This window comes from Streptomyces sp. NPDC058008 (assembly GCF_042886395.1).
Lineage (GTDB): Bacteria > Actinomycetota > Actinomycetes > Streptomycetales > Streptomycetaceae > Streptomyces.
The window spans coordinates 188,389-212,202 of the sequence record NZ_JBHVQX010000001.1 but is presented as its reverse complement, the minus strand read 5'-3'; the positions used below and the strand labels follow the sequence as shown (position 1 = coordinate 212,202).

Here is a 23,814-nt window from a genome sequence, read left to right as displayed (position 1 = left end):
CCGAGATCGGGACCCTTTTGACTGGCAGGCTCTGAACCCCGGCCAACGGGTGTCAGGTGCTGTCGAATGAATCGAATCGAGGGAAAAACAATGGCGAACAATCGCCGGTTTGAAGTCCGTTTCCTGCTCGCCCCGCTCCTCCTGGCCGGAATTGCCGGTTCCGCGTACCTCATGGGTTCTGTCGTTCCGGCAGGCCCGGAATCCGCCGTGTTCACGCGTGCCGATGACCAATGGGACTCCGTTCCGCACACCCCCGGTGAGGGGACGGCCGCGCACGTCGGTACCCAGCAGTAGCGCGACTGCGTCCGGAGCGCGCGCCGGGGACGGCCCTCAGCGGGGGAGGCTTTTCGGCCTCTCTCCCGGGGCACGGGAGGCCAGTGCCATCCGGGCGATCCGCAGGAGGGTCGAGGCCCCTCCCGCGCGCAGGTTGTCGAAGACCAGCCATAACAGGAACCCCCGGGCGGGGTACGGGACGACCCGCACCCTGCCCACGTGGAAGCGGTCGGGGTCGCCGGCCGTGAGCGGGGTCGGGGCCGAGCCCGGACCCTCCCCGTCGTGCACGACGAGGTCCGGCAGCGAGGCCAGGAGTTCCAGGAGCCCCGGCCGGTCCACCGGGGCGTCGGTCTCCACGAAGAGCGTCGCCGCGTGTCCGCTGACCACCGGAACCCGTACACAGGTCACCGCCACGTCCACGTCGGGCAGTTCGAGGACGCGCCGCGTCTCCTGGACGAGGCGCGTCTCCTGACGGCTGGCCCCGTTCTCCAGCAGCTGGTCCACGGCCGGCAGGACGTTGAACGCCAGGGCGGGGCTGAACCGTTCGGCCGGAAGCTCCGCCCCCGGGTCGCACAGCGTCAGCTCGGCCCCGTCCAGCAGTTCGTCGACCCCCTGGTGCCCGAGCCCGGAGGCGGACTCGTACGTGCTCAGCACCGCGTGGCGCACCCCCCGCCACCGCTCCACCGCACGCAGCAGGACCGTCAGGGGCACGGTCATGCCGCTGGGCACCGCGACGGCCTCCGCGGGGTGCTCCGACAGCAGACGGCCGTTGACGGAGGGGACGACCAGGGGGATCTCCGGGTGCGCGCTGAAGGCGCCGGAGGCGTCGACGACCAGCGCGCCCTCCGCCATGGCCACGGGAACCCAGCGGCGGCTCACCGCCTCCCCCGCGCAGAACAGGACGAGATCGGCGCCCGCGAAGTCGAACCGCTCCAGGTCGTGCACGGTCTCGGCACGTCCGCCGACGGGAATCCGCCGGCCGGCCGAGCGCGCGGAGGCCACGAGCCGTATCTCCCGGTGGCGCATGCGGTGTTCCCCGATCAGTTCGAGGACGGTGGCGCCGAGCGCACCGGTCGCGCCGACCAGGACGATACAAGGATCCGCGGGGAGCTGGGCACTTACCATCAGGCACTCCGATCTGGCGAGGACCGAGCCCAGGCACGCGTTGCGCCGGCCGGCGGCGCACCGTCTCCGAACCGGGAGGCGCGGAGAGCTCGTACGGCGGGAACGGCGTAGCCGGTTCCGCATGCCGCGTCCTCCATGAAATCCCTGAACCCGCGCGTCCGGCACAGGGCGGTGCTGTCAGGAAGCGGACAGGCCGGAGCATGCCATCGCGGGGCCCCGCGCGCCCCGCCACCGGGGGCCCGCTCCCGCACCGGAAGCACGCCGCACCGCGGAAGCGCTTCACCACCGTAACGGCCCGGCGCTCAGTCGAAGGCGTCCGGCGGCGGGGCGGGCGACGGCTTGGCCACCTCGTCGGTGACGACGGCGGCGCCGCCCGTGAAGTCGGCGAGCGCGCGGCCCTGTTCGACGCGGCCGGGGTGCGGGTCGCCCGCGACCCGCCGGGTCAGTTCGGCGACCGCGATCGGCAGGTCGGAGGCGACCAGGACCGCGTTGCCGAAGCGGCGGCCCCGCCAGACGGCCGGGTCGGCGGCGAGGGCGAGTTCGGGGAAGAGCGAGGCGGCCGTGGCGACCTGGCCGCGCAGGTGCGCGAGCGGCGGCCCGTCGGTGAGGTTGGCGGCGTACTGGCCGCCGGGCCTCAGCACCCGGCGCACCTCGGCGAGGAATTCGGCGGAGGTGAGGTGCGCGGGGGTGCGGGCCCCGCTGAAGACGTCGGCGATGACGAGGTCCGCCCAGCCGTCCTGGATCCTGCCGAGACCGGCGCGGGCGTCCGCCGAGCGGACCCGTATCCGGGCCTGCGGGTCCAGGGGCAGCTCCCGCCGCACCAGGTGGACGAGGGGCGCGTCGATCTCCACGATCTGCTGGGTGGAGCGGGGGCGGCTCGCGGCGATGTACCGGGCCAGGGTGAAGGCCCCGCCGCCCAGGTGGACCGCCTGGAGCGGCCGTCCCGGGGGCGCGGCCAGGTCGATGACGTGGCCGAGCCGCCGCTGGTAGGCGAAGGAGAGGTACGCGGGGTCGTCCAGGTCCACGTGGGACTGCGGGGCGCCTCCCAGCAGCAGGGTCCAGGCGCGCGGGCGCTCACGGTCGGGCACCAGCTCGGCGGTGCCGCCGTCCACGGTCGCGGAGACGGGTTCCGGCCGGCGCTCGGACCGCTTCCGGTCGCCGGCGCCCCGGACCGCACCTCGACGTGCCACGCGCGCTCGTCCTCGCTCACCGTTTCGGGCCGGTCACCTGGGCGGACCGGTGGCGGGAGATCCGCCCCACCCGCCCATTATGGCCTCAGCTGCGGTTGTCGGCCGCCTCGATCAGCCGGGCGGCCTGGTCGAGGGCGGCCCGCAGAACGGCCGGGTCGGTGACGGGGGCCCCGGCGGCGGGCGGCAGCAGCCAGCCCCCTCCGGTGACGGGCGGCTCGGCGGGGATGCGCAGCCCTCGGCCGTCCGTGCGCGTACAGGCGCTGCCCGGCACGTCCCACCCCTCGGCCGTGCCGGGCGGCACCAGGAAGCCGAGGACGGCGCAGGCCCCGTCGTGCATGACCGGACCGACGGGCTCGTTCTCCGCCGCCCTGCGCAGGATGTCCACGGCTTCCAGACCCTGACGCGCCGGGACGGTCACCAGGTCGCACGGGGTGGTTTCCGGACCCATGTGAGGCAAGGGAACCCCTCCTCTTCGTCTCGACGGGGCGGGGCCACGCCCCGTCTCCGCATGGACCAACGCGCCGACGGCGTCAAGGGCTACGGCGGCACGCCGCCGCAAAGGGTGGCAGTTCATGGCGGATCACGGGCGAGATGTCCGCTTTATCTGCAAACGCAGCGTGAGCGGCCTGTCACAGCAAGGTACGTTCTTGCTCCGCCGGGATACCGGAAGCAGGCGACCGGCCGCACCAGAGAGGGCCCCGCCATGGTGTCGACACGGGCAGTTCCCAACCTCGTCTTCCGTCGGCTGCGCGGACAGCGCTCCGCCGGGGAGTTCGCGGCCGCGGTCCGCAGGGCCGCGCGCGAGATCGGTGAACAGGTCGCGTGCGACGCCCGGTACATCGGGCGCGTGGAGTCCGGCGAGATCCGCTGTCCCAACTACGCGTACGAACGGGTGTTCCTGCACATGTTTCCCGGGGCGAGCCTCGCCGACCTGGGCTTCTCGGACCGTGAGAGCGTGCGCGGCCGGGGGGCCCGTACGACAACACCCGCACCCCCGTCCGACCCGCCCCCCGCGCTCGACAGAGACACCGACGAGGAGAGCGACGTGCTGCGTCGCGTGTTCATGACCGGCGGTACCGCCACGGTGGCGGCCGCGTCCCTGGGCCTGGGCGGCCGTGCCGCAGGCGCGGGCCCCCTGTCCGTCCCCGCCCAGCGCCGCGTCGGCGAGGCCGAGGTCGGCGCCGTGGAGAAGGCGGTGCGCCAGATCCGGCTGCTGGACGACCGGCACGGCGCGGACGGGCTCTACCGGCGGGCCTCCCAGCCGCTCCGGGCCGCGTACGCCCTGCTGGACTCCGGGACCGCGACGCGGCAGAGCACGGCGGACCGGCTGCACACGGGCGCAGGTGAGCTGGCGATCTCGGTGGGGTGGCTGGCCCACGACTCGGGGCGCTTCGACGACGCGCGCTCCCATTACGCGGAGGCGCTCGCGACGGCGCGGGTGGCCGGGGACGCCGCGCTGGAGGCGCACGCGTTCTGCAACGCGTCGTTCCTGGCCCGCGACACCGGACGGGCCCGCGAGGCGGTCCGTGCCGCGGAGGCCGGACTGCGGGCGGCCCGGCCGCTCGGATCGCCGCGGCTGCTGGCCCTGCTGACGCTGCGGGAGGCGGGGGCCAGGGCGTGCCTCGGCGACCGTACGGGCTGCGAGCAGGCGATCGGGCGCGCCCGCGCCGCCTTCGACCGCGGGGCCCGGGACGCGGACCCGGAGTGGATGACCTTCTTCCGGGAGGCCGAGCTGGAGCTGCTGGAGGCGCAGTGCTGGTCGGCGCTGGGCGACTGGCCGAGGGCGGCGCGGCACGCCCGCAGGGCGACCCGGCTGCAGGACCCGCACTTCACCCGGAACCTCGCCCTGTACCGCGCGCAGCTCGCCGGGGACCTGGCGCTGGCGGGCACGGCCGACGAGGCCGCCGCCTCGTGCCACCAGGTACTGGACCTGCTCGACCGGGTCCGGTCCGCCCGGATCCGCGGCATGCTGGCGAGCGCGGTGCGGGCGCTCGGACCCGGGGGCGGCCCGGAGGTCACGGCCCTCCTGGCCCGCTACGAGGAACTGCCCCCGGGCGCCTGAGGGACCGCCGGGTCAGCGGTCCAGGTGGCCCGTGTCGTTCCAGCGCTCCAGCGCGGGCAGGCCGTACGCCCAGCCCAGCACCGACAGGGACGTCGGCTCCAGGCGAATCCGCGCGGCGAACGACACGTCCTCGCCCAGCCACCGCGCACCGATCGCCCGCAGGATGTGCCCGTGGGCGAAGACCAGCACGTCGCGGTCGGCGGAACGCGCCCACGCGACGGCCTCGTCCGCCCGGGCCGTGAGTCCGGCGAGGGTCTCGCCGCCGGGGACCCCGTCGCGCCAGATGAGCCAGTCCGGCCGGTCCGCCTTGATCTGCGCCGGGGTCAGACCCTCGTAGTCGCCGTAGTCCCACTCCATCAGCGCGTCCCACGGCTGTGCCCGGTCGCCGAAACCGGCGATCTCGCAGGTCTCCGAGGCCCGGACGAGCGGGCTCGTGCGCACCTCCACGCCGGGCAGGCCGTCCCAGGGCTCCCGGTGCAGCCGCTCGCCGAGCAGCTTGGCGCCCTCGCGGCCGGTGCCGAGAAGGGGAATGTCGGTCCTGCCGGTGTGATTGCCCTGGACCGACCACTGTGTCTGGCCGTGCCGGGCGAGCAGGATTCGCGGTGCCATGACGACTCTCCCTGAAAATACGAAGATCTGTAGATCTGGGGACCCTAGGATCTGGTGGGTCCGGGACAGCGGTGTCCGGGACGGCGGCGGGGCGGCGGGCGCGGCGGCCGGCTGGGAGACCGGTGCGGGCGAAGGCCCCGCTCCATCATCCCGCACGTGTCACCCGCGCAACCCGCGGGGCGTCCCAGGCGTCCCTCTGAGCGCATGACCCGGGTGTGCTCCCGGGGGGAATGCCCCGGGGGAATCCGAGGCATACGACCACCGTACGGTTGAACGCCCGCCGTCGACCGAATGAACATGGGGAGAGCTGCCGGATGCCGCACGCCACCGAGGCGACACCGTCCTCCGGTCACCGGCCCCACTGGTGGACGGAGCTGCCGCTGATCGCGGTGGTGTACGGGCTGTACTCGGTGGGCCGGCTGCTGGTCCACGAGAACATACCCAGGGCCGTCGAGAACGGCCTGGCGATCCTCCGCCTGGAGAAGGCGCTGCACCTCAACGCCGAGCACCCGCTGAACCGGCTGCTGACGGCCCACCCCTCGCTCGGCATACCCGCCGACTTCGCGTACGCCTCCCTGCACTACCTGGTCACCCCGGCCGTCCTGGTCTGGATCTTCCGGCGCCGCAGTGCCGCCTACCGCGCGGCCCGCACCTGGCTGATGACCTCCACGCTCCTCGGACTGGCCGGCTTCACGCTGATGCCGACCTGCCCGCCCCGGCTGCTCGACGCCCGGCACGGTTTCGTCGACACGATGGCGCAGTACAGCGCGTACGGCTGGTGGGGACAGGGCGCGAGCGCCCCGCGCGGGCTCAGCGGGATGACCAACCAGTACGCGGCGATGCCGAGCCTGCACGTCGGCTGGGCGGTGTGGTGCGGCGTCCTGCTGTGGCGCCACGGCCGCCACCCGCTCGTACGGGCCGCGGGGGTCGCCTATCCGCTGGTCACCGTCCTCGTGGTGATGGGCACGGCGAACCACTATTTCCTCGACGCCGTGGCCGGCGCCGCCGTGATGGCCGTGGGCGCCCTGCTGACCAGGCCGTTCATGCGGCTCGCGGACCGCGTCAAGGACCGGGTGCGGGCGGTGACCGCACGGGTTCCCGCATCCGCGGCCCCCGCGGGATCCACGATTGTCGGTGCCGGATGCAAGACTTCCGCGGGTGAGCGAATACCCGGCCAGCGGACCGCCTCCGCAGATTCCAGCGACACGCGCACCCGTTCCGGCGCCGAAGCCGGCGACGACGCTCCGGCACCGGCTCGCTGAGCTGCGCGGCCCGTCCGTGGCGCCGCATCCGCTCGACGCGCGCGCCCTGGCCGCGCTCGCCGCCAACCCGGGGTGCAGACGGCGCGCGCTGCTCGACGGCGCGGGCGTCGACAAGGCCGTGCTCGCCACCGCGCTCGGCTCCCCCGCCGCCTTCGGCCAGTCCCAGTTCGCGTTCGTGCGGGGCAACGCCTTCGAGGCGAAGGTCAAGGCCGACGGCGGCACGGAACTGCTGCGCCTCCTGGCCGAGCGGCTCGGCGGCGGCGGCGAGGCAGTCGGCGGCGAGGCACCGGCCACGGCCGTGGTGCCCGACCTGACGGCCGCCGGACCCGAGGGCCGCGCCGCGCGTACGGCGCTGGCGCTGCGGGAGGCCACGGCCGCGGGCGGCTGGGCGCTGCTCGACCATCCGATGCTGGCCCTGGAGGTCGCGGGCTCGCCCGCCTACCTGGAGCCGGACGCCGTGGTGGTGCACCCGGACGGCACCTGGACGGTCGTCGAGATCAAGTCCTTCCCCATGATCGACAGCTCCGCCGACGCCGCGAAGGTCGGCGCCGCGGCCCGCCAGTCCGCCGTCTACGTCCTGGCGCTGGAGCGGATCGCGGCGGTGACCGAGGGCGCCGAGGTCGGCCACCGGATCCTGCTCGTCTGCCCGAAGGACTTCTCCAACCTGCCGACCGCCTCCGTCGTGGACGTACGCAAGCAGCGGGCCGTCACCGACCGGCAGCTGACGCGGCTGACCCGTGTCGAGGACATCGCGGCCGCCCTGCCCGAGGGCACGAGCTTCGACCCGGGCCGCTCCCCCGAGGAGCTGGGCACCGCGGTCGAGGCCGTCCCCGCGGCGTACGCCCCGGAGTGCCTGGCCGCGTGCGAGCTGGCCTTCCACTGCCGGGCGAAGGCCCGCGCCGAGGGCGCCGTCGAGTCGCTGGGCCGGAGCGTGCGGGGCGAGCTGGGCGGCCTGACGACGGTCGCCGGGGTGCTCGCCGCGGCGGCGGGCAAGGAGGGCGATCCGGCGGACCCGACGGTGGCGGCCCTGCGCAGGGCGGCCGCCCTGCGGGCGGAGGCCCTGGCCGGTGCGGAGGGCGGCGTCCCGTGTCGCTGATCAGCACCCTCGCCCGGCTGGAGGCGGTCGACAGCGGGCGCGCACAGCCGCTGGCCACCGTGCGCCACCGCCATCTGACCGGCGGTCCGCTCGTGCTGGTGCCGCTGACGACCGCCGGCGAGGCCGGCGCCCCGCTCGGCGCGCTCGTGGGCACGGACCGCACCGCGCCCCGGCTGCTGGCGGTGGCCCAGCCGCGCGACCGCGATCTGCGGTTCGCGTTCCTCGCCGAGCTGGCCGAGGCGGTGCTGCCGCACATCGAGTCACGTGCCGACGTCGTCGAGCCGGTCGCGCGCAAGGAGGTCGATCCGGAGACCGGCAAGAAGGTCGACGTCGAGGTCGAGCTGTGCGCGGACGCGGCCCAGCTGATCGTGCCCAGCCGGGCCGGCATCGACTTCGTACGGCTGCTCGGGCGGTCCATGCGCTTCCGGCGGACCGCCGAGGACGACCCGGACACCCCGTTCCCGGCTCCCGCCCGGGTCCCCCTGCTCGGCCGCTGGCTGACGCACTACGGGGAGCGGGCCCGGGTGCCCGGTTCCTCGCTGCTGCTGGCCATGACGGACCTGCTGAACCGCCACTGGGCGACGGGGCAGAGCAGCCTGGAGGACCAGCACCTCGGCGCCCTGCTCGCCTGGATCGACCCGCCGGCCGGCGCGTCCGGCGCGGCGGCGGCGCTCCGGGCGGAGCTGGAGCGGGACCGCGAGGGCCAGCTCCTCTGCCCGCCGGCCGGGCCGGCGACGGATCCGGCGTTCGACAACCGGCTGCTGGCCCCCGCGATCGAGCGGTACGACCGGGCGCGGGCGGCCCTGGCCGCCGCGGAGGACGGCCTCGACGCCGACCGCGGGCTGGGCGGGCTGAGCGCCGCCGAGCGGGAGATCCGTTCGCTGCTGGCGCGGGTGATGCTGCCGACCTGGGACGCCGTGTGGCGGGGGCTCGACCTGCTGTCGGAGCTGCCGGAGGGTTCCAGGGCCGGGGACCGCTGGACCAGGGACCGCTGGTCGTTCACCGCGCACCGTGACCGGGTGCGGGCGGGCGAGCCCCCGCAGCCGCGCCACGACGACGCGGTGACGGCCGCGCGGAAGCTGGCCTCGCGGGAGACGGCCCAGGCCGAGCTGGACGCCCAGGAGGCACTCGACGATCCGCTGGTGCTGGCGGGGCGCAGGCTGGCGGGCGAGGCGTTCGTCGGGGAGGTGACGGCGGTGGAGATGGCGTACAGCGAGTCGAAGCGGCCCTCTCCGCGCCCCCTGGTCACGGTGCGGACCGACGAGCGTCCGCACCTGGAGGAGCGGACCAAGGTGTACCGCTCGGTGGACGGCGAGCCGGGCAGACCGCAGACGGCGGAGTTCGTGGGGTACGCGGCCGGGGACGCCGGGGAGGGCTCCGGCCGCGTCCACCTGGTCCTGCGGATCACGGACCGGATGGGCCGGGGCAAGGAGCCCGCGCCCGGTTCGGTGCCCGGGCCCGGCGACCGGATCACCTGGACCCTGTTCGAGCACGACCAGCGGGGCGGCCCGAAGCTGCCCGACCCCGAGGACACCCCGTGGACGCACGGTGGCCCGCCGGGCGCCGGGGGCGGCGGAGCCGCGGAGCAGCCCGATCCCGTGACCGTGGAGGACCTCCTGTGACAGCCGTTCCCGACCCGGGTGCCGCGGCGGCCCGGGCGACCGACGCGATCCTCGACGACACCCTGCGCGGGACCGCGCGCGGTGTCGTGGTGGACTCCCCGCCGGGCGCGGGCAAGTCGACGCTGGTGGTGCGCGCCGCCCTGGAGCTCGCCGCCGCGGGCCGCCCGCTGATGGTGGTCGCGCAGACCAACGCCCAGGTGGACGACCTGGTGGTGCGGCTGGCCGAGAAGTCTCCCGGCCTGCCGGTGGGGCGGCTGCACAGCAGCGACACCGATCCGTACGACAAGGTCCTGGACGGCCTGGACAACGTCCGTACGTCGGCGAAGGCGGCGGATCTGGCGGGCCTGGACATCGTCATCTCCACGGCCGCCAAGTGGGCCCACGTGAAGAACGTGGAGCCGTGGGGGCACGCGATCGTCGACGAGGCGTACCAGATGCGGTCGGACGCCCTGCTGGCCGTGGCCGGGCTGTTCGAGCGCGCGCTGTTCGTCGGGGATCCGGGCCAGCTGGACCCGTTCTCGATCGTGGGCGCCGACCAGTGGGCGGGCCTCTCGTACGACCCGTCGGCGAGCGCCGTCTCCACGCTGCTCGCGCACAACCCGGAGCTGCCGCAGCACCGGCTGCCGGTGTCGTGGCGGCTGCCCGCGTCGGCGGCGCCGCTGGTCTCCGGCGCGTTCTACCCGTACACGCCGTTCCGCAGCGGTACGGACCACGGCGACCGGCGGCTGTCCTTCGGCGTGCCCTCGGACGGTTCGGGGCCGGACCGGGTGCTGGACGAGGCCGCGGAGTCCGGCTGGGGGCTGCTGGAGCTGCCGGCCCGCCACACCCCGCGCACGGACCCCGAGGCGGTCCGTGCGGTGGCCCTGGTGGTCCGCAGGCTGCTGGACCGGGCCGGGGCCGCGACGAGCGAGCGCGGCCCCCACCCGGTGCCGGTGACGGCGGAGCGGGTCGCGGTCGGCACGGCCCACCGCGACCAGGCCGCCGCCGTGCGGGCGGCGCTCGCGGAGCTGGGTGTGACGGGTGTCGCGGTGGACACGGCGAACCGGCTCCAGGGCCGGGAGTTCGACGTGACCGTGGTCCTGCACCCGCTGTCGGGCCGCCCGGACGCCACGGCGTTCCATCTGGAGACGGGCCGGCTGTGCGTGCTGGCCTCGCGGCACCGGCACGCCTGCGTCGTGGTGTGCCGTTCCGGGGTGGCGGACCTGCTGGACGAACACCCGTCCACGGAGCCGGTCCAGCTGGGTGTGACGGTGAAGTTCCCCGACGGCTGGGAGGCCAATCACGCGGTCCTGGCGCACCTCGCCGAGCATCGCGTGCATTGGGCGCCCTGATCCTGGGCAGCGCTCTTGCGCCGGGCTGGACAATGGAAGGTGGCCGTCCGGCCGTACGAGGAGGGAACCCCACATGGCACAACCCGAGCGGAACGAGCGGCAGAGGCTGCGTCCGGCGCCGCTGCTCTTCGAGCCGTCGGAGGCGGCAGCCGATCCGGAGCACTTCTTCGACCTGGAGTCGATGGAGGACCCCAAGGAGCTCCTGGCCCGCGCGACGGAGCTGACGCTCGCCTTCCGGGCGGCGACCGACCGGGCCGTGGAGTTCCAGGCCGTGGCCGCCGCCCAGCTCGCCGATCCGCGCCGGTTCGACCGGCTCACGGCCGCGGAGATAGCCGAGCGGGCCGGATGGACCGAGGACTACGCCAAGAAGATGATCGAGTTCGGGCGGTCCCTGCTGGACGAATCCGCGCCCTGACGCCGTGGCCCGGGGCGGGGCCCGAGGCACCCACGGGCGGAGCGGGCCGGCGGCCGCGTCCCGCCGGGCCACGGGCGGCCCCGGAGACCGCACGACCGTCCGTGACCGTGAGTACACCCGTGGCATATGCCGACGGGCAAGATACTCCGTCGGCCCCCGCCCTGTCCGGCTTTCGGCAACTCTGGGGGACAGCAGCGTCACAGCCGGTAGACATGACGGCATGAGCGCATGGCTGAACGACGAAACGACTCTGCGGACCGCCCCGCACCCCGGTGTCGACATCTTCGCCCTGCTGCGGGACCGCGCCGACCACCGGGCCGAGGACGGGGCCGCCCAGGTCACAGCGTCCGGTGCGGCGTGGCTGGCGGGCGCCTCCTCCCACCCCCGCGGCACGCTCTCGCAGTGGGAGGCACGGCCCTGCTCGCCGGGCGTGCTGCCGTGCGGTTCCTCGTTCGACATCGTGAACGTGCCCGCGCTGTTCGGCAGGCGCATGCTGGAGCGGCTCTGGGCGGAGGGCCCGGGGTCGGGCCCGGTCGCCACCCACCGGGGCCGGATGCTGCTGTTCGCCTCCCCGGGCACGGCGCAGCGGCTGCCGTCCCTGCTGGCCTGGGAGGAGTGGGGCACCGGCTGTGCCGACGGCTCCCGTGAGCACCGGAACGCCCTTCCTCCGGTGCTCTGCCACGGCAGGGGTGACGCGGTCACCGTGCCGCCCCTGACCGGCGGCGCGGGCAGCGGCGGGCCCCGCTGGGTGGTCGCCCCCGACACCCGTAACCCCTGGCTGCCGGGCCCGGACGTGCTGCTGTGGGCCTGTGTGCGGGTGGGCAGGTCGGTGGCCCCGTCGACCACCGGGTATTCGATTTTTCCTCCCGCCGATCCGGGTGCTAATGTCTACGACGTCACCAGGCGCCGTTAGCTCAGTTGGTTAGAGCAGCTGACTCTTAATCAGCGGGTCCGGGGTTCGAGTCCCTGACGGCGCACAGACGGAGGAAGCCCCCTCGCGGAAGCGAGGGGGCTTCCTCGTGTCCGCCGTCCCCGCGGATCAGGTGCCGGTGGCGACCCGGACGGTCCAGGCTCCCGACGGGGTCCGGCCGGCGACGTCGATGCGGATCCGCTCGCCGGGCACGCTGTAGCGCTCGCCCTCCCGGAGCGGGGCGTCCGCGAGCGGCGGGTAGACCGACCGGTCCCAGCAGGCGTCGGAGCCGGGGTGGGTGTCCAGCACCTCGACCGGTCCGCCGCCGGACGGTGTGGCGTTGCGGATGCGGTAGACGAGCACGCCTTCCGTGCAGGTCGTGCGGTCGTTGCCGGTGGCGCTGCGCGCCTCGATGGCCAGCGCGCTGTCCGTGCCGGTCCTGACGACCGCGAGCCGGGTCCCGACGGACCCGCCCGGCACGGGCACCTGCGCCATCGGTTCCAGGGTGAGGTCGGCGGAGCCCTGCACGCACACGACCTGCTCCCCCGTCAGCCAGCCGAGTTTCCACTTGTGCCAGCCGAACAGGTCCGGAGCCAGACCGAACTGGCTGCCCATCACGTCCCAGTCGCCGACGTAGGTGTCCCAGTCGCCCTTCCCGTCCTCCGGCCGGTGGTAGAGGTCCGCCAGGTCGAAGACGTGTCCGGTCTCGTGCGCGAGGACGTTCCGGTCCGGCGGGTGCTCCTCGAAGACGGTGACCACACGCCGGATGTCCGTGCCGTCGGCGCGCACGGGCCGGTCGAAGTTGACGACCTTGGTGGCGTCGGAGTCGACACCGGGGGCGTCCGGGTCGGCGACGAGGTAGACGATGTCGTACGCGGAGAAGTCGGTCCGCGGGTCGGCGGCCCTGATCGCGTCGCGCAGGTAGGCGCTGCGGCGCTCCGATCCCCAGTCGCGCTGTATCCCGTACCAGGTGGAGGGGTGGGGCATCGCGGTCCAGTGCCGCTGCGGGTGGGCGCGCAGGGTGAACTTCCCGTACGAGGCGCGCTGGAAGAAGCGGGTCGTGGAGGGGAAGTAGTCGGCCGCGAGCACGTCCGGGGAGACGACGGGCTCGGAGTCGGGGAACGACAGGAAGACCATGACCGCGTCGAGTCCGTGGTCGGGGCGCGGGTAGGAGCCGTTCCACGTGTCGAGGCCGAGGGAGTGGTGCGCTGCGGTCCTGGGCAGGGCGCACGGTCCCGCGTCGCGCGTCGCCGCCGCGGCGGGCCCCGCGACGAGTCCGGTCGCGGCGAGCGCCAGGAGGGAGGTGAGGGCAGCCGCCGCACTGCGCAGTCTCGGCCTCTCCGGTCCCCCGGATCCGTGCTGACGCGGCACTTCTACCTCCGGGTGGCGAATGCGGGACCTCTTCCTCACCCTGTGCCGATTCGGCCGCGTACGCCCTGTTGTGCTGCCCCACACGGGTCAGCGGAGGCAGGACCGCTCACCCGAAGGTGAATGATCGCATTCACAGACAGTCACATTCACTCACCCGGAGATGTGAATTAACCAGATCAGCGCAAAAGAGATCACCTCTGCGCAAAATGCAGGAGCCCGCCCTCCGTCGGACAGGCGTGGGCCATGCGCGTGCCGCGTGTCCGAAACGGTGGGCGCGCTGGAACGGCCGGTGCGCCACCCTCTATGCTTCACCTCGTTTTCCTGCGTGGTTCCCGCCTCCGGTGCGGCGCTCCACTCCACGCGCGTGCCCTGCCACACCTGTTCACGACGATCTGCACAGCGGGAGCGAGCGGTGAGCGGAACCTCCGAAGGACCCGTGCCCCGGGCGGCCCAGGGCCCCGGCGCAGGGCGACCGGAGGTCACGCAACGTGATCAGCGGAGGCCGGACCTGTCCGAGCTGCGCGACTACCGCGCCGCCTTCGCGGCGGCCGCCCTCCCGATGGCCGTCGTCGATCTGCGCGGTCAGATCGTCCGGCCGAACGACGCGCTGGGCGGGCTGCTCGGCGCCGACCCGGCGGCCCTGGCGGGACAGCCGGCGGCCGACCTCGTCGGCCTCAGCTCGGACGGTGCGACCTGGCGCGCCTACAACGAGGTCCTGCGCGGCACCCGCCCCCGGCTGCGGTGCACCAGGCGGCTCAAGCACGCCGACGGCAGGCCGCTGTGGGCCGAGGTCACCGTCGTCCCCATGGGCGACCCCGCGGCCGGAGCGGACCGTGTGCTGCTGTCCGTCGCCGACGTCGGCGAGCGGCGGGAACTGTCGGAGCGGCTGCGCCACCTGCGGACGCACGACCCGGTGACCCGGCTGCCCAACCGCGCGCTCTTCCTGGAACGGCTCGCGGCGGCCCTGGAGACCACGGCCCCTCGGAAGAGCCCGCGGGCCGGGGACGGGACCGGGCCGCCGCACGGCAGGATCGGCCTCTGCTACCTCGACATCGACGGCTTCCAGGCGGTCAACGACACCCTGGGCCACCACACGGGCGACCGGCTGCTCGCCGCCGTCGCCGGACGGCTCACCGAGTGCGCCGAGACCGGCGGACACCGGGCCGGCGGCCATCTGGTGGCACGCCTGGGCGGGGACGAGTTCGCGATCCTGGTCGAGGACTCCTCGGGTACGGGACAGCTCACCGAGCTCGCCCGCTCGGTACTCGCCGCCCTCCAGCGGCCGTTCGAGGTGTCGGGGCACCGGGTGTCGGTCTCCGCGTCGATCGGGGTGGTGGAGCGTTCGTCGGCCGGCGCCTCGGCCACCGCCCTGATGCAGGCCGCCGACACGACGCTGTACTGGGCGAAGGCCGACGGCCGGGCCCGCTGGACCCTCTTCGACCCGGAGCGCAACGCGCACCGGATGACCCGGCAGGCGCTCTCCTCCACGCTCCGGCCGGCCGTCGAACGCGGCGAGTTCACGCTGGAGTACCAGCCGCTGGTCGGCATGGCGGACGGGGTCGTACGGGGGGTGGAGGCGCTGGTCCGGTGGAACCACCCGCGGTTCGGGCTGCTGGCGCCGAGCCGCTTCGTGCCGATCGCCGAGGAGGACGGCACGATCGTCCAGCTCGGCCGGTGGGTGCTGCGCACGGCCTGCCGTCAGGCCCGCCGCTGGCAGCTGGAACACCCGGGCGAGCCCGCGCTGTTCATCAGCGTCAACGTCGCCGTGCGGCAGCTCCGGGACTCCGACCTGGTCGCCGACGTGGCGGAGATCCTCACCGAGACCGGCCTCGAACCCGGCCTGCTGCAACTGGAGCTGACCGAATCGGCGGTCATGGGCTCGTCCGGCCGGCCGCTGCGGGTGCTCCAGGCGCTCAGCGACATGGGGGTGCGCATCGCGATCGACGACTTCGGCACCGGCTACTCCAACCTGGCCTATCTGAGCCGGCTTCCCGTGTCCGTGCTGAAGCTGGACGGCTCCTTCGTACGCGGTTTCCGGTACGAGGACGGGGCACGGCCCAGCCCGGCGGACGAGACGATCGTGGAGGCCATGGTGCAGTTGGCGCACCGCCTGGGCCTGACGGTCACCGCGGAGTGCGTGGAGACCTCGGGCCAGGCGGAGCGGCTGCGCCGGATCGGCTGCGACACCGGACAGGGGTGGCTCTACTCACGCGCGGTGGCGCCGGAGCGGATCGCCGAGCTGATCGGCACCGGCACCAGGCCGCGGGAGGGCTGACCGGATCAGCTCGCGCGGGGCAGCCCGTAGGCGTCCGCGATGAGTTCGTACGAGCGCAGCCGGGCCTCGCCGCCGTGCGTGTTGGCCGTGATCATCAGCTCGTCCGCGCCGGTGCGCTTGGCGAGGTCCTCCAGCCCGGTGCGGACCTCGTCCGCCGTGCCGTGGACGATGTCCTTCAGCCAGCCGTCGACGAATTCGCGCTCCGCGGGGCTGAAGGCGTACGCCTCCGCCTCCTCGGGGCTCGGCACCAGGCCGGGGCGCCCGGTGCGCAGCCGGAGCATGGACAGGGCGCCGGTGAGCACCTGCCGCCTGGCCTCGCGTTCGTCGTCGGCGGCGAGCGCCGCGACGCCGATCAGGGCGTAGGGGGAGTCCAGGACCGCGGACGGCTTGAAGGACTCGCGGTACAGGTCGAGGGCGGGCACGGTGTTGCGGGCCGAGAAGTGGTGGGCGAAGGCGAAGGGCAGGCCGAGGACCCCGGCCAGCCTGGCGCTGAAGCCGGAGGAGCCGAGGAGCCAGACGGGCGGCCGGGCGGGCGACTGGACGCCGCCGGGCGACGTGGCCTGCACGGGGCCGGGGACCGCGTGGATACGGGCGTAGGGGTGCCCGTCGGGGAAGTCGTCGTCCAGGAAGCGGGTCAGCTCGGCGAGCTGCTGCGGGAAGTCGTCGGCGCCTTCGTTGAGCCGGTCGGTGCGGCGCAGGGCCGCCGCCGTCGCGCCGTCGGTGCCGGGGGCCCGGCCCAGGCCGAGGTCCACACGGCCGGGGGCCATCGCCTCCAGCGTCCCGAACTGCTCCGCGATCACCAGCGGGGCGTGGTTGGGCAGCATCACGCCGCCGGAGCCGAGCCGGATGCGCTCGGTGTGGGCGGCCAGGTGCGCGAGGATCACGGCGGGGGACGAGGAGGCCACACCGGGCATGGAGTGGTGCTCGGCGACCCAGAAGCGGTGGAAACCGCGACGCTCGGCGAGCTTCGCGATGTCCACAGCCGTACGCAGGGCCTGGGTCGCCGTGCGGCCCTGGCCCACCGTCACCAGGTCGAGCACGGAGAGGGGGACGGAGGCCGTCCCGCCCACGGTGCCGCGAATCTGGTCGCCTCGGTTCTCATCCACGTGTTCGGCCTCTCCGGTGCTGCGTCTGGGTACCGGAGGGTGCAAACAGGAGGATGACTCCGCTTATTCCCGGAGCCGTTCCCCGCGCGGAGGCGGGCCGTCCCCGGGGCGGGGGCGCACCGCTTACTCCCGTACCTCGATGCCCCGGGGCTCGGCTGCGCCCGGCGGGGGCTCGCGGGTGGCGAACAGGGTGCCGAGGGTGGGGGCCCAGATGCGGCGTTCGGCCAGCCGGAGCCCTTCCCAGACCGCGACCTGGTTGGCGGTGAGCACGGGCTTGCCGAGCAGTTCCTCCAGTTCGGGGACGTACGCGGCGGTGTGCAGGGCGTTGTCGGGGAGGAGTACCACCTCGGCGTCGGGGTGGTTCCCGGCCACCGCCAGCTCCTTCACCTGCTCCACGTCCGCCGCGGCCGCCGCCGACGCGTCGATGATGCCGCCGCCCCGGGTGGCGGCCACCTCGACGCCGCCGGACTCCAGGAAACCGGCGAAGAGCGCGGCGACGTCCTCGGTGTAGGTCGCGGCGACCGCGACCCGGGTGGCGCCCAGCTCACGCACCGCCTGGACGAACGCGACGGAGGTGCTCGACGCGGGCAGCCCGGCGGCCCTGGCCAGTCCGGCCGCCTGCTGGTGCGCCCCGTCCCAGCCGTAGGCGAAGCTGCCGCCCGAGCACGCCCAGACCAGCGATTCGGCACCGGCCATCCGCAGTTCCTCGACACCGGCGCTCAGACGGTCGGGCGCACCGGCCGCGCGGAGGTTCTCCGGCCTGCGGGCGTCCTCGTCGATGTCGGTGTGGAAGAGCGGCACCCTGATGTCGCTGTCGAGCATGACCTCGATCCGCGGGAAGTCGTCCTCCGCGGCATGGCCCGGGTAGAGAAGTCCTACGGTCGTCATGTCCAGCCTTCCCGTGCGTCCGGATGTCCCGCGGCCGCTCGCGTCACCGCTGACCCTGCCTGGGACAAGTATTCCTCTTCCGGCCCCCCACCGTCGCCCGCAACGGCTGTGACCTGCGGTTTCTCCCACACGGTGGAGGCCCTGTTGACGGGCGTGTGCCCCGGTGCGAGCGTGGTCATTCCTGATGAGCACTCCCGTGATCCTCGTCCTCGACACCGACCCGTCACCGCGCCTGGGGCGGCTGACCGGCCGGGCCGTCGTCCGGTACGCCGACGGGCGGACGCTGGCCGGGGAGCTTCCCGGCGCCGATGTGCTGCTCGTCTGGGACTTCACCTCCGACGCGGTCCGCGAGGCCTGGCCGGGCGCCGGGCCGCGCCCCCGCTGGGTGCACACGGCGAGCGCCGGGGTGGACCGGCTGCTCTGCCCCGAGCTGGCCGCCTCCCCCACCGTGGTCACCAACGCCCGGGGCGTCTTCGAACTGCCGGTCGCGGAGTACGTCGCGGGGCTGGTGCTCGCCTTCGCCAAGGACCTCCCCCGCACGCTGGACCTCCAGCGGCGGCGCACCTGGCGCCACCGGGAGACGCGGGGGCTCGCCGGCACCCGCGCGGTGGTCGTCGGGGCGGGTCCCGTCGGCCGGGAGATCATGCGGCTGCTGCACGGGCTCGGTGTCCGGGTGGCGCTCGTCGGGCGTACGGCGCGGCGCTCCATCCACGGCACGGAGGACCTGGGACGGCTGGCGGCCGCCGCGGACTGGGTGATCTGCGCGGCCCCGCTGACGGACGCGACGCGCGGGATGTTCGACGCGCGCTTCTTCGGCCTGCTCCAGCCCTCCGCCCACTTCGTCAACGTGGGGCGCGGCGCGCTGACCGTCGAGGAGGACCTGGCCGAGGCGCTGCGCAGGCGCTGGATCGCGGGCGCGGCACTCGACGTGTTCCAGGAGGAGCCGCTGGACCCCGCCGACCCGCTGTGGGAGGTGCCGGGCCTGCTGGTCTCCCCGCACATGAGCGGGGACACGGCGGGCTGGCGGGACCGGCTGGGCGAGCAGTTCGTCGCGATGTACGAGCTCTGGGCCGCCGGTGAGGAGCTTCCCAACGTGGTGGACCTGAAGCGCGGTTACGTACCCTCTCCGGACATCACCGCGCATATCCCGGAATAACGGGTCGTCATGGGACCGTGCCGCACGGCCGATACGCCCCGCGCACCGGCCGTCGCCCTGCGCCCATGACGTGACACGGGAAGGTCACCTTCCGGCCACCGTTCGATTACATGGCTGCGCATTCTGCATAGGTGCCCTGGATCGGGCAGGTGGTCACCCTGTCCGGACTGTTCGACACCCCGATTTCTCCAGGAGATTGCGAACCATGGCTGACTTCCCTCACCTGTCCCGTCGGGGCTTCCTCAACCGATCCGCGGCCGTGGGAGGTCTGCTCGTCGTTCCCGGCCTGCTCTCCGCGTGCAGCAAGACGGACGCCGGCGCCGCGGACGGCGAGGGCGCGCTCGACAAGCTCCGCAAGCAGGGCTTCGTCCGGGTCGCGTACGCCAACGAGGCCCCGTACGGCTACATGGAGGGCAAGGAGCTCAAGGGCGAGGCCCCCACCCTGCACCGGGAGATATTCAAGGCGCTCGGCGTGGACGGGCTGAAGCCCACCCTCTCGGAGTGGGACGGCCTCATCCCCGGTCTCCAGGCGGGCAAGTACGACGTGGTGAGCGCGGGCATGGCCATCACTCCCGAGCGCTGCGCCAACGCCCTCTTCTCCGAACCGGAGTTCATCTCCCCCACCGCGCTGATGGTGAAGAAGGGCAACCCGAAGCAGCTCACCGACCTCGCGTCCGCGAAGGCCGCCGGAGTGACCGTCGGCGTGATGTCCGGCGCGGTCGAGGGCTCGTACGCCAAGGGCGCGGGCATCGCCGAGGGCAGGATCAAGACGCTGCAGAAGCCGCAGGACGGCGCGGACGCCGTCAAGGGCGGCCGGATCGACGCCTTCCTGCTCACCGGCATCTCGCTGCGCTGGCTCGCCAAGACCAATCCGGACACCGAGGTCACCGAGGCGTTCGTCCCCGAGCTGGACGGCGAGCAGCAGTTCTCCCCGGGCGGCGCCGTGTTCCGCCAGGGCAACGAGGACCTGCGGGACTCCTTCAACCGGGAGCTGAAGAAGATCGTCTCGGACCGGTCCCGTTACGTCGGGCTGCTCCAGGAGTACGGCTTCGGCGCCACGGAGATCCCCCCGGCCACGCTGAAGACGGCGGATCTGTGCAAGGGCTGACGAGAGCGGACCACAGCGTATGAGTGACTTCTTCTCCACCCTCCTCGACGAGTTCCCCCAGGTCGGCGCGGGCCTGTGGGTGACGGTCCAGGCCACCGTCCTGGGTTCCCTGCTCGCCCTGCTCCTGTCGTTCGCCCTGGGCCTGGCGGCGGGCAGCAGACTGCTGCTGGTGCGCGGGGCCTCCCGGACCGTCGTGGAGTTCTTCCGCGGCACCTCCCTCTACATCCAGCTGTTCTGGCTCTACTACGCCATGCCGCAGCTGACGGGCTACGAACTGACCCCGCTGCTCTGCGGGGTCGTCGCCTTCGGCCTGAACTACGGTGCGTACGGCTCCGAGATCGTGCGCGGCGCGGTCAACTCCGTGCCCCGCGCCCAGTACGAGGCGGCCGTCGCGCTGAACATGACGCCGTTCCACCGGATGCGGAAGGTGATCCTGCCCCAGGCCTGGGTGCAGATGATCCCGTCCTTCACCAACCTGCTCATCCAGCTGCTGAAGTGCACCCCGCTGCTGTGGCTGATCTCCGCCGCCGACTTCATGACCACGATCGAGCACATCCGCAGCCTCACCGGTGAGACCCTCACCGCCTACCTGCTGCTGCTGGCCGTCTACTTCGTGCTCGCCTACGCGCTGACCCTGCTGATGAACCTGCTGGAGCGCTCGGCCAAGCGGCGGCTCGGCCTGCACACCGGTGCCCGCAGCCTGCTCAGGACCCGCACGGCGGACGCCGTCACCACGGCCGGAGGTGCCCGGTGAACCAGACATTCGACTGGGGTGCCGCCAGGGACACCCTTCCGCTGCTGCTCCAGGGGTTCCGGGTCACCCTGCTCGCCACCGTGCTCGGCACGCTCGTGGCCGCGGTGCTCGGACTCGCCATCGCGGTGGCCGGGCGCGCGCCCTCCCGCTTCGTGACGGTGCCGGTGAAGGCCGTCATGGAGTTCGTCCGCGCCACACCGCTGCTGGTGCAGCTGGTCGGCGTGGCGGCCCTCTTCACCTCCGTGGAGCCGCTGACCATCGGCATCGTGGTGCTGGGCGTCCACTACGCCACGTACACCTCCGAGGTGTACAGGGCCGGGATCGACGGCGTTCCGAAGGGGCAGTGGGAGGCCTGCCGGGCCCTCTCGATGTCGCCCCGGCGCACCTGGCAGGCCGTGATCCTGCCGCAGGCGGTGCGCAACGTACTGCCCGCCCTCGGCAACTACGCGATCTCGATGTTCAAGGAGACCCCCTTCCTCGCCGTGATCACGGTGCACGAGATGGTCTTCGAGGCGCGCAGCTACGGCGCCGACCACTTCGCGTACACCGAGGCGTTCACACTCGCCGGACTGGTCTTCCTGGTCGCGAGCTACCCCACGTCGCTGCTGATGAGAAAGCTGGAGAAGCGCCTTGGCCACTGAACCCGCCCCCCTCAAGGAGCCCGCGGACGCGGCTCCGGACCCCCTGCTCACGGGCGTCGAACCGCTCGTCCGCTTCGACAGGGTCGTCAAGCGGTACGGCGACCACGTGGTGCTGGACGAGCTTGACTTCACCGTCCGGCGCGGCGAGCACGTCACGCTGATCGGCCCGAGCGGCTCGGGGAAGACCACCATCCTGCGGCTGCTGATGACCCTGGAGAAGGTCAGCGACGGCGTGATCTGGGTGGACGGATCGCCCCTCTCGCACGTGCGCCGGCCGGACGGCTCGCTGAAGCCGGCGGGCGAGAAGGAACTGCGCGCGTCCCGGAAGAAGATCGGGATGGTCTTCCAGCAGTTCAACCTCTTCCCCAACATGCGGGTGCTCCAGAACATCACCGAGGCACCGGTCAACGTCCTGGGGATGGACCGCGACGAGGCGGAGGCGCGGGCCAGGGAGCTGCTCGACCTGGTCGGGCTCTCCGGGAAGGTCGACGCCCACCCCTCGCAGCTCTCCGGCGGCCAGCAGCAGCGCGTGGCCATCGCCCGCGCGCTGGCCATGCGTCCGGAGATCCTGCTGCTCGACGAGGTGACGTCGGCGCTGGACCCCGAACTCGTGGCCGGTGTGCTGGACCTGCTGTGCGACATCGCCAGGACCACCGACATCACCATGCTCTGCGTGACCCACGAGATGAGCTTCGCGCGGGACGTGTCGGAGAAGGTCCTGATGTTCGACGCGGGCCGGGTCGTGGAGTCCGGTACGCCGGAGAAGATCTTCACCGACCCCGAGCACGAACGTACGCGCGAGTTCCTCAACGCGGTGCTGTGACCACGTATATGGCGCGATGCTCGTGACCTTGGCATATGCCAAACGGGTGCGCCCCAGCTGACGGAGCGGGGGCGCACCATCAACTCCCGTACAGCCCCTCCGAATCGGCCACATGGCGACTATCGTGGATCGTGAGGTTGCGGTCACCACCTGGTCGAGGCCCTGGAGAGGAAACCGTGGCGTTGAAGCCCGAGCCGAAGGCGCCGTTCCATTCGGTGCAGTACGCCCTGCGCGTGCTGGAGTCCGTGTCCACCCACGGCGACGGGGTGACCGAGGCCAGGATCTCCCGCGAGACGGGCCTGCCGGCCGGTCACCTCAGGCCCCTCCTGCTGACGCTCCGCCGCGAGGGGTACGTCGAGCAGATCGCCGACGGCGCGTACGTCGTCGGGGCCTCGCTCACCGAGCTCGGCTCGGGCACCGCCCGCAGGCGGGCCCTGGAGGGGAAGCTCCAGCAGACCCTGGTGCAGCTGCGGGACTCGGTCGGCGCCGCCGTCTACGTCAGCCGTTACGTCGACGGGGAGATCCGGGTCACACAGGTGGCCGACGGGCCGCGCACCCCCGCGGTCAACGAGTGGGTGGACTTCCGCTCGGCGGCGCACGCCAGCGCGATCGGCAAGTGCCTGCTGACACAGCTCGACCAGAACGGCCGGCGCGACCACATGGCCCGGCACCGGATCGCGCGCCTGACGTCCCGGACGATCACCAGCGAGAAGGTGCTCTTCTCCAAGCTGGACAGCCAGCCCGCGACGGTGCCGGTGCTGGATCTTCAGGAGTACGCCGTGGGCACGGTGTGCGCGGCCGTCCCCCTGACGGCGGGCTCGGCCGCCGGGTGCCTGGCCCTGTCCCTGCCGATCGAGCACGCGCACCGGCTGCGGGCCGCGGCGGCCACGCTGAACCGGCGCGCGGCGCCGGTGCTCCTGTCGCTGGCCCTCTGAGCCCGGCCGGCCGCGCGGTCCCCTGTGGCGAGGGCCACGCCGGAGGGGCGCGGGCGCGTGTCATCAGCACCCTTGGGGACCAGGTATTATTTTCGAGTCAGCAGGCGCCGTTAGCTCAGTTGGTTAGAGCAGCTGACTCTTAATCAGCGGGTCCGGGGTTCGAGTCCCTGACGGCGCACCGACACCACAGTGGGCGGTCTCCTTCCGAGGAGGCCGCCCACTGTGCGTCGTACGGGTCAGAACTGCACGTCGGAGCACGCGTAGAACGCGTTGCTGGTGTCCGCGACGTTCCAGACGGCCAGGATGATGTGCTTCCCGGTCTTCTGGGTGGGCATGGAGCCCTGGTGGGTCAGTGTCGCCGGGGGCTGCTGGTTCCCGTACGGCACGGTCATGAAGGGCTGCGATTCCAGGGCGGCCCTGGTGAGCGGCTTGGAGGAGTCCCAGCCGTTCTTGGTGATGTAGTAGCGGAAGTCGCTCGTGGAGTGCCGGGCCGTGAACTGCCAGCGGAAGCTGTAGCCCTGCCCCGCGGTGACCTTGGTGGCGGGCCAGGCGCCGCCGCGCGGGTCGTCGAGCTGAGCGAAACCGCTGTTCCCGCCGGCACAGATCTTGCCGTCGGCCGGCCCTGCCGCCGGGAAGCCCTTGGGCCCCTCGACGCTCTGCGGCTCCCACTGGATGTTGCCGCAGTTGGTGACGGTGCCGTTGGCGCAGAGCTTCTGCCGGCTGATGGGGGAATCCGTGTAGCCGTGGCTGCTGGCACTGCCGGTCGCGAACATGGAGACGCCCGCTATCGCCAGGCCGATGACGGCCGCGCTTGCCCTTTTCCGCATGCTGTGTCGCTCCTCGAGAACGTGGGGGATGTTCT

Annotated in this window: 23 protein-coding genes and 2 tRNA genes; 17 read left to right on the top strand and 8 right to left on the bottom strand. The window is 73.2% G+C overall.

From position 1 onward, the window contains the following. Window positions 1-66: 66 nt before the first annotated feature. Window positions 67-294, top strand: coding sequence for a hypothetical protein (locus ACFVS9_RS00920; RefSeq protein ID WP_383113150.1), 228 nt, complete (start codon window positions 67-69; stop codon window positions 292-294). 36 nt (window positions 295-330) lie between these two features. On the opposite strand, the gene ACFVS9_RS00915 is transcribed toward ACFVS9_RS00920, so the two are convergent. The 3 genes from ACFVS9_RS00915 to ACFVS9_RS00905 all read right to left on the bottom strand — a co-directional run bounded on the left by ACFVS9_RS00915 (window position 331) and on the right by ACFVS9_RS00905 (window position 3,036). Further along, the gene (locus ACFVS9_RS00915; protein ID WP_389929245.1) at window positions 331-1,398 is read right to left on the bottom strand and encodes an aspartate-semialdehyde dehydrogenase; all 1,068 of its coding nucleotides are present in this window, start codon (window positions 1,396-1,398) and stop codon (window positions 331-333) included. A 302-nt stretch (window positions 1,399-1,700) separates the two neighbouring features. Further along, window positions 1,701-2,588, bottom strand: a complete 888-nt coding sequence (locus ACFVS9_RS00910; protein ID WP_383113148.1) for a spermidine synthase — start codon at window positions 2,586-2,588, stop codon at window positions 1,701-1,703. Window positions 2,589-2,673: 85 nt separating this feature from the next. Further along, complete coding sequence (locus ACFVS9_RS00905; protein ID WP_383113147.1) at window positions 2,674-3,036, bottom strand: hypothetical protein; 363 nt, start codon at window positions 3,034-3,036, stop codon at window positions 2,674-2,676. A gap of 255 nt (window positions 3,037-3,291) precedes the next feature. Between ACFVS9_RS00905 and ACFVS9_RS00900 the strand changes: the two genes are divergently transcribed. After that, complete coding sequence (locus ACFVS9_RS00900) at window positions 3,292-4,650, top strand: tetratricopeptide repeat protein (protein ID WP_389929243.1); 1,359 nt, start codon at window positions 3,292-3,294, stop codon at window positions 4,648-4,650. Window positions 4,651-4,662: 12 nt separating this feature from the next. Here ACFVS9_RS00900 and ACFVS9_RS00895 read toward each other — a convergent pair whose 3' ends face one another. After that, window positions 4,663-5,259 (bottom strand): histidine phosphatase family protein, encoded by a 597-nt coding sequence (locus tag ACFVS9_RS00895; RefSeq protein WP_389929241.1) that lies wholly within the window; start codon window positions 5,257-5,259, stop codon window positions 4,663-4,665. Window positions 5,260-5,573: 314 nt separating this feature from the next. On the opposite strand from ACFVS9_RS00895, the gene ACFVS9_RS00890 reads away from it, so the two are divergent. The 7 genes from ACFVS9_RS00890 to ACFVS9_RS00860 all read left to right on the top strand — a co-directional run bounded on the left by ACFVS9_RS00890 (window position 5,574) and on the right by ACFVS9_RS00860 (window position 11,962). After that, the gene (locus tag ACFVS9_RS00890) at window positions 5,574-6,521 is read left to right on the top strand and encodes a phosphatase PAP2 family protein (protein ID WP_383113144.1); all 948 of its coding nucleotides are present in this window, start codon (window positions 5,574-5,576) and stop codon (window positions 6,519-6,521) included. Further along, complete coding sequence (locus tag ACFVS9_RS00885) at window positions 6,418-7,617, top strand: hypothetical protein (RefSeq protein WP_389929239.1); 1,200 nt, start codon at window positions 6,418-6,420, stop codon at window positions 7,615-7,617. The genes ACFVS9_RS00890 and ACFVS9_RS00885 overlap by 104 nt, the downstream gene beginning before the upstream one ends. Continuing rightward, window positions 7,608-9,239 (top strand): hypothetical protein, encoded by a 1,632-nt coding sequence (locus ACFVS9_RS00880; protein ID WP_383113142.1) that lies wholly within the window; start codon window positions 7,608-7,610, stop codon window positions 9,237-9,239. Before ACFVS9_RS00885 ends, ACFVS9_RS00880 begins: the two co-directional genes overlap by 10 nt. Further along, window positions 9,236-10,570, top strand: coding sequence for an AAA domain-containing protein (locus tag ACFVS9_RS00875; protein WP_383113141.1), 1,335 nt, complete (start codon window positions 9,236-9,238; stop codon window positions 10,568-10,570). The genes ACFVS9_RS00880 and ACFVS9_RS00875 overlap by 4 nt, the downstream gene beginning before the upstream one ends. 73 nt (window positions 10,571-10,643) lie before the next feature. Next, a complete protein-coding gene (locus ACFVS9_RS00870; RefSeq protein WP_383113140.1) occupies window positions 10,644-10,985 on the top strand; it encodes a hypothetical protein in 342 nt (113 codons plus the stop codon). A gap of 220 nt (window positions 10,986-11,205) precedes the next feature. Beyond that, the gene (locus ACFVS9_RS00865; protein ID WP_389929236.1) at window positions 11,206-11,898 is read left to right on the top strand and encodes a hypothetical protein; all 693 of its coding nucleotides are present in this window, start codon (window positions 11,206-11,208) and stop codon (window positions 11,896-11,898) included. Beyond that, a tRNA-Lys gene (locus tag ACFVS9_RS00860) sits at window positions 11,889-11,962 on the top strand. The genes ACFVS9_RS00865 and ACFVS9_RS00860 overlap by 10 nt, the downstream gene beginning before the upstream one ends. Before the next feature lie 62 nt (window positions 11,963-12,024). On the opposite strand, the gene ACFVS9_RS00855 is transcribed toward ACFVS9_RS00860, so the two are convergent. After that, window positions 12,025-13,266 (bottom strand): M6 family metalloprotease domain-containing protein, encoded by a 1,242-nt coding sequence (locus tag ACFVS9_RS00855; RefSeq protein WP_383113138.1) that lies wholly within the window; start codon window positions 13,264-13,266, stop codon window positions 12,025-12,027. A gap of 412 nt (window positions 13,267-13,678) precedes the next feature. Between ACFVS9_RS00855 and ACFVS9_RS00850 the strand changes: the two genes are divergently transcribed. Then, window positions 13,679-15,541 (top strand): putative bifunctional diguanylate cyclase/phosphodiesterase, encoded by a 1,863-nt coding sequence (locus ACFVS9_RS00850; RefSeq protein ID WP_389929234.1) that lies wholly within the window; start codon window positions 13,679-13,681, stop codon window positions 15,539-15,541. 5 nt (window positions 15,542-15,546) lie between these two features. Here the strand turns inward: ACFVS9_RS00850 and ACFVS9_RS00845 are convergent, their stop codons facing one another. Further along, window positions 15,547-16,647: an LLM class flavin-dependent oxidoreductase gene (locus ACFVS9_RS00845; RefSeq protein ID WP_383113136.1), complete on the bottom strand. Its 1,101-nt coding sequence runs from the start codon at window positions 16,645-16,647 to the stop codon at window positions 15,547-15,549. Window positions 16,648-16,770: 123 nt separating this feature from the next. Next, the gene (locus tag ACFVS9_RS00840; RefSeq protein ID WP_383113135.1) at window positions 16,771-17,535 is read right to left on the bottom strand and encodes a decarboxylase; all 765 of its coding nucleotides are present in this window, start codon (window positions 17,533-17,535) and stop codon (window positions 16,771-16,773) included. Window positions 17,536-17,719: 184 nt separating this feature from the next. On the opposite strand from ACFVS9_RS00840, the gene ACFVS9_RS00835 reads away from it, so the two are divergent. The 7 genes from ACFVS9_RS00835 (at window position 17,720) to ACFVS9_RS00805 (ending at window position 23,130) form a co-directional block, all read left to right on the top strand. Further along, window positions 17,720-18,691: a D-2-hydroxyacid dehydrogenase gene (locus tag ACFVS9_RS00835; protein WP_383113134.1), complete on the top strand. Its 972-nt coding sequence runs from the start codon at window positions 17,720-17,722 to the stop codon at window positions 18,689-18,691. A 205-nt stretch (window positions 18,692-18,896) separates the two neighbouring features. After that, the gene (ehuB, locus tag ACFVS9_RS00830) at window positions 18,897-19,799 is read left to right on the top strand and encodes an ectoine/hydroxyectoine ABC transporter substrate-binding protein EhuB (protein ID WP_389929231.1); all 903 of its coding nucleotides are present in this window, start codon (window positions 18,897-18,899) and stop codon (window positions 19,797-19,799) included. A gap of 19 nt (window positions 19,800-19,818) precedes the next feature. Further along, entirely contained in the window at window positions 19,819-20,553 is a 735-nt protein-coding gene (ehuC, locus tag ACFVS9_RS00825; RefSeq protein WP_383113132.1) for an ectoine/hydroxyectoine ABC transporter permease subunit EhuC, read from the top strand. After that, a complete protein-coding gene (gene ehuD / locus ACFVS9_RS00820) occupies window positions 20,550-21,194 on the top strand; it encodes an ectoine/hydroxyectoine ABC transporter permease subunit EhuD (RefSeq protein ID WP_389929229.1) in 645 nt (214 codons plus the stop codon). Before ehuC ends, ehuD begins: the two co-directional genes overlap by 4 nt. Continuing rightward, window positions 21,184-22,017 (top strand): ectoine/hydroxyectoine ABC transporter ATP-binding protein EhuA, encoded by an 834-nt coding sequence (gene ehuA, locus ACFVS9_RS00815; RefSeq protein WP_383113130.1) that lies wholly within the window; start codon window positions 21,184-21,186, stop codon window positions 22,015-22,017. Before ehuD ends, ehuA begins: the two co-directional genes overlap by 11 nt. 176 nt (window positions 22,018-22,193) lie before the next feature. Continuing rightward, window positions 22,194-22,952: an IclR family transcriptional regulator gene (locus ACFVS9_RS00810; RefSeq protein ID WP_383113129.1), complete on the top strand. Its 759-nt coding sequence runs from the start codon at window positions 22,194-22,196 to the stop codon at window positions 22,950-22,952. A gap of 104 nt (window positions 22,953-23,056) precedes the next feature. After that, window positions 23,057-23,130 (top strand) — tRNA-Lys (locus ACFVS9_RS00805). Window positions 23,131-23,188: 58 nt separating this feature from the next. On the opposite strand, the gene ACFVS9_RS00800 is transcribed toward ACFVS9_RS00805, so the two are convergent. Further along, complete coding sequence (locus ACFVS9_RS00800; protein WP_383113128.1) at window positions 23,189-23,779, bottom strand: lytic polysaccharide monooxygenase; 591 nt, start codon at window positions 23,777-23,779, stop codon at window positions 23,189-23,191. Window positions 23,780-23,814 lie beyond the last annotated feature (35 nt).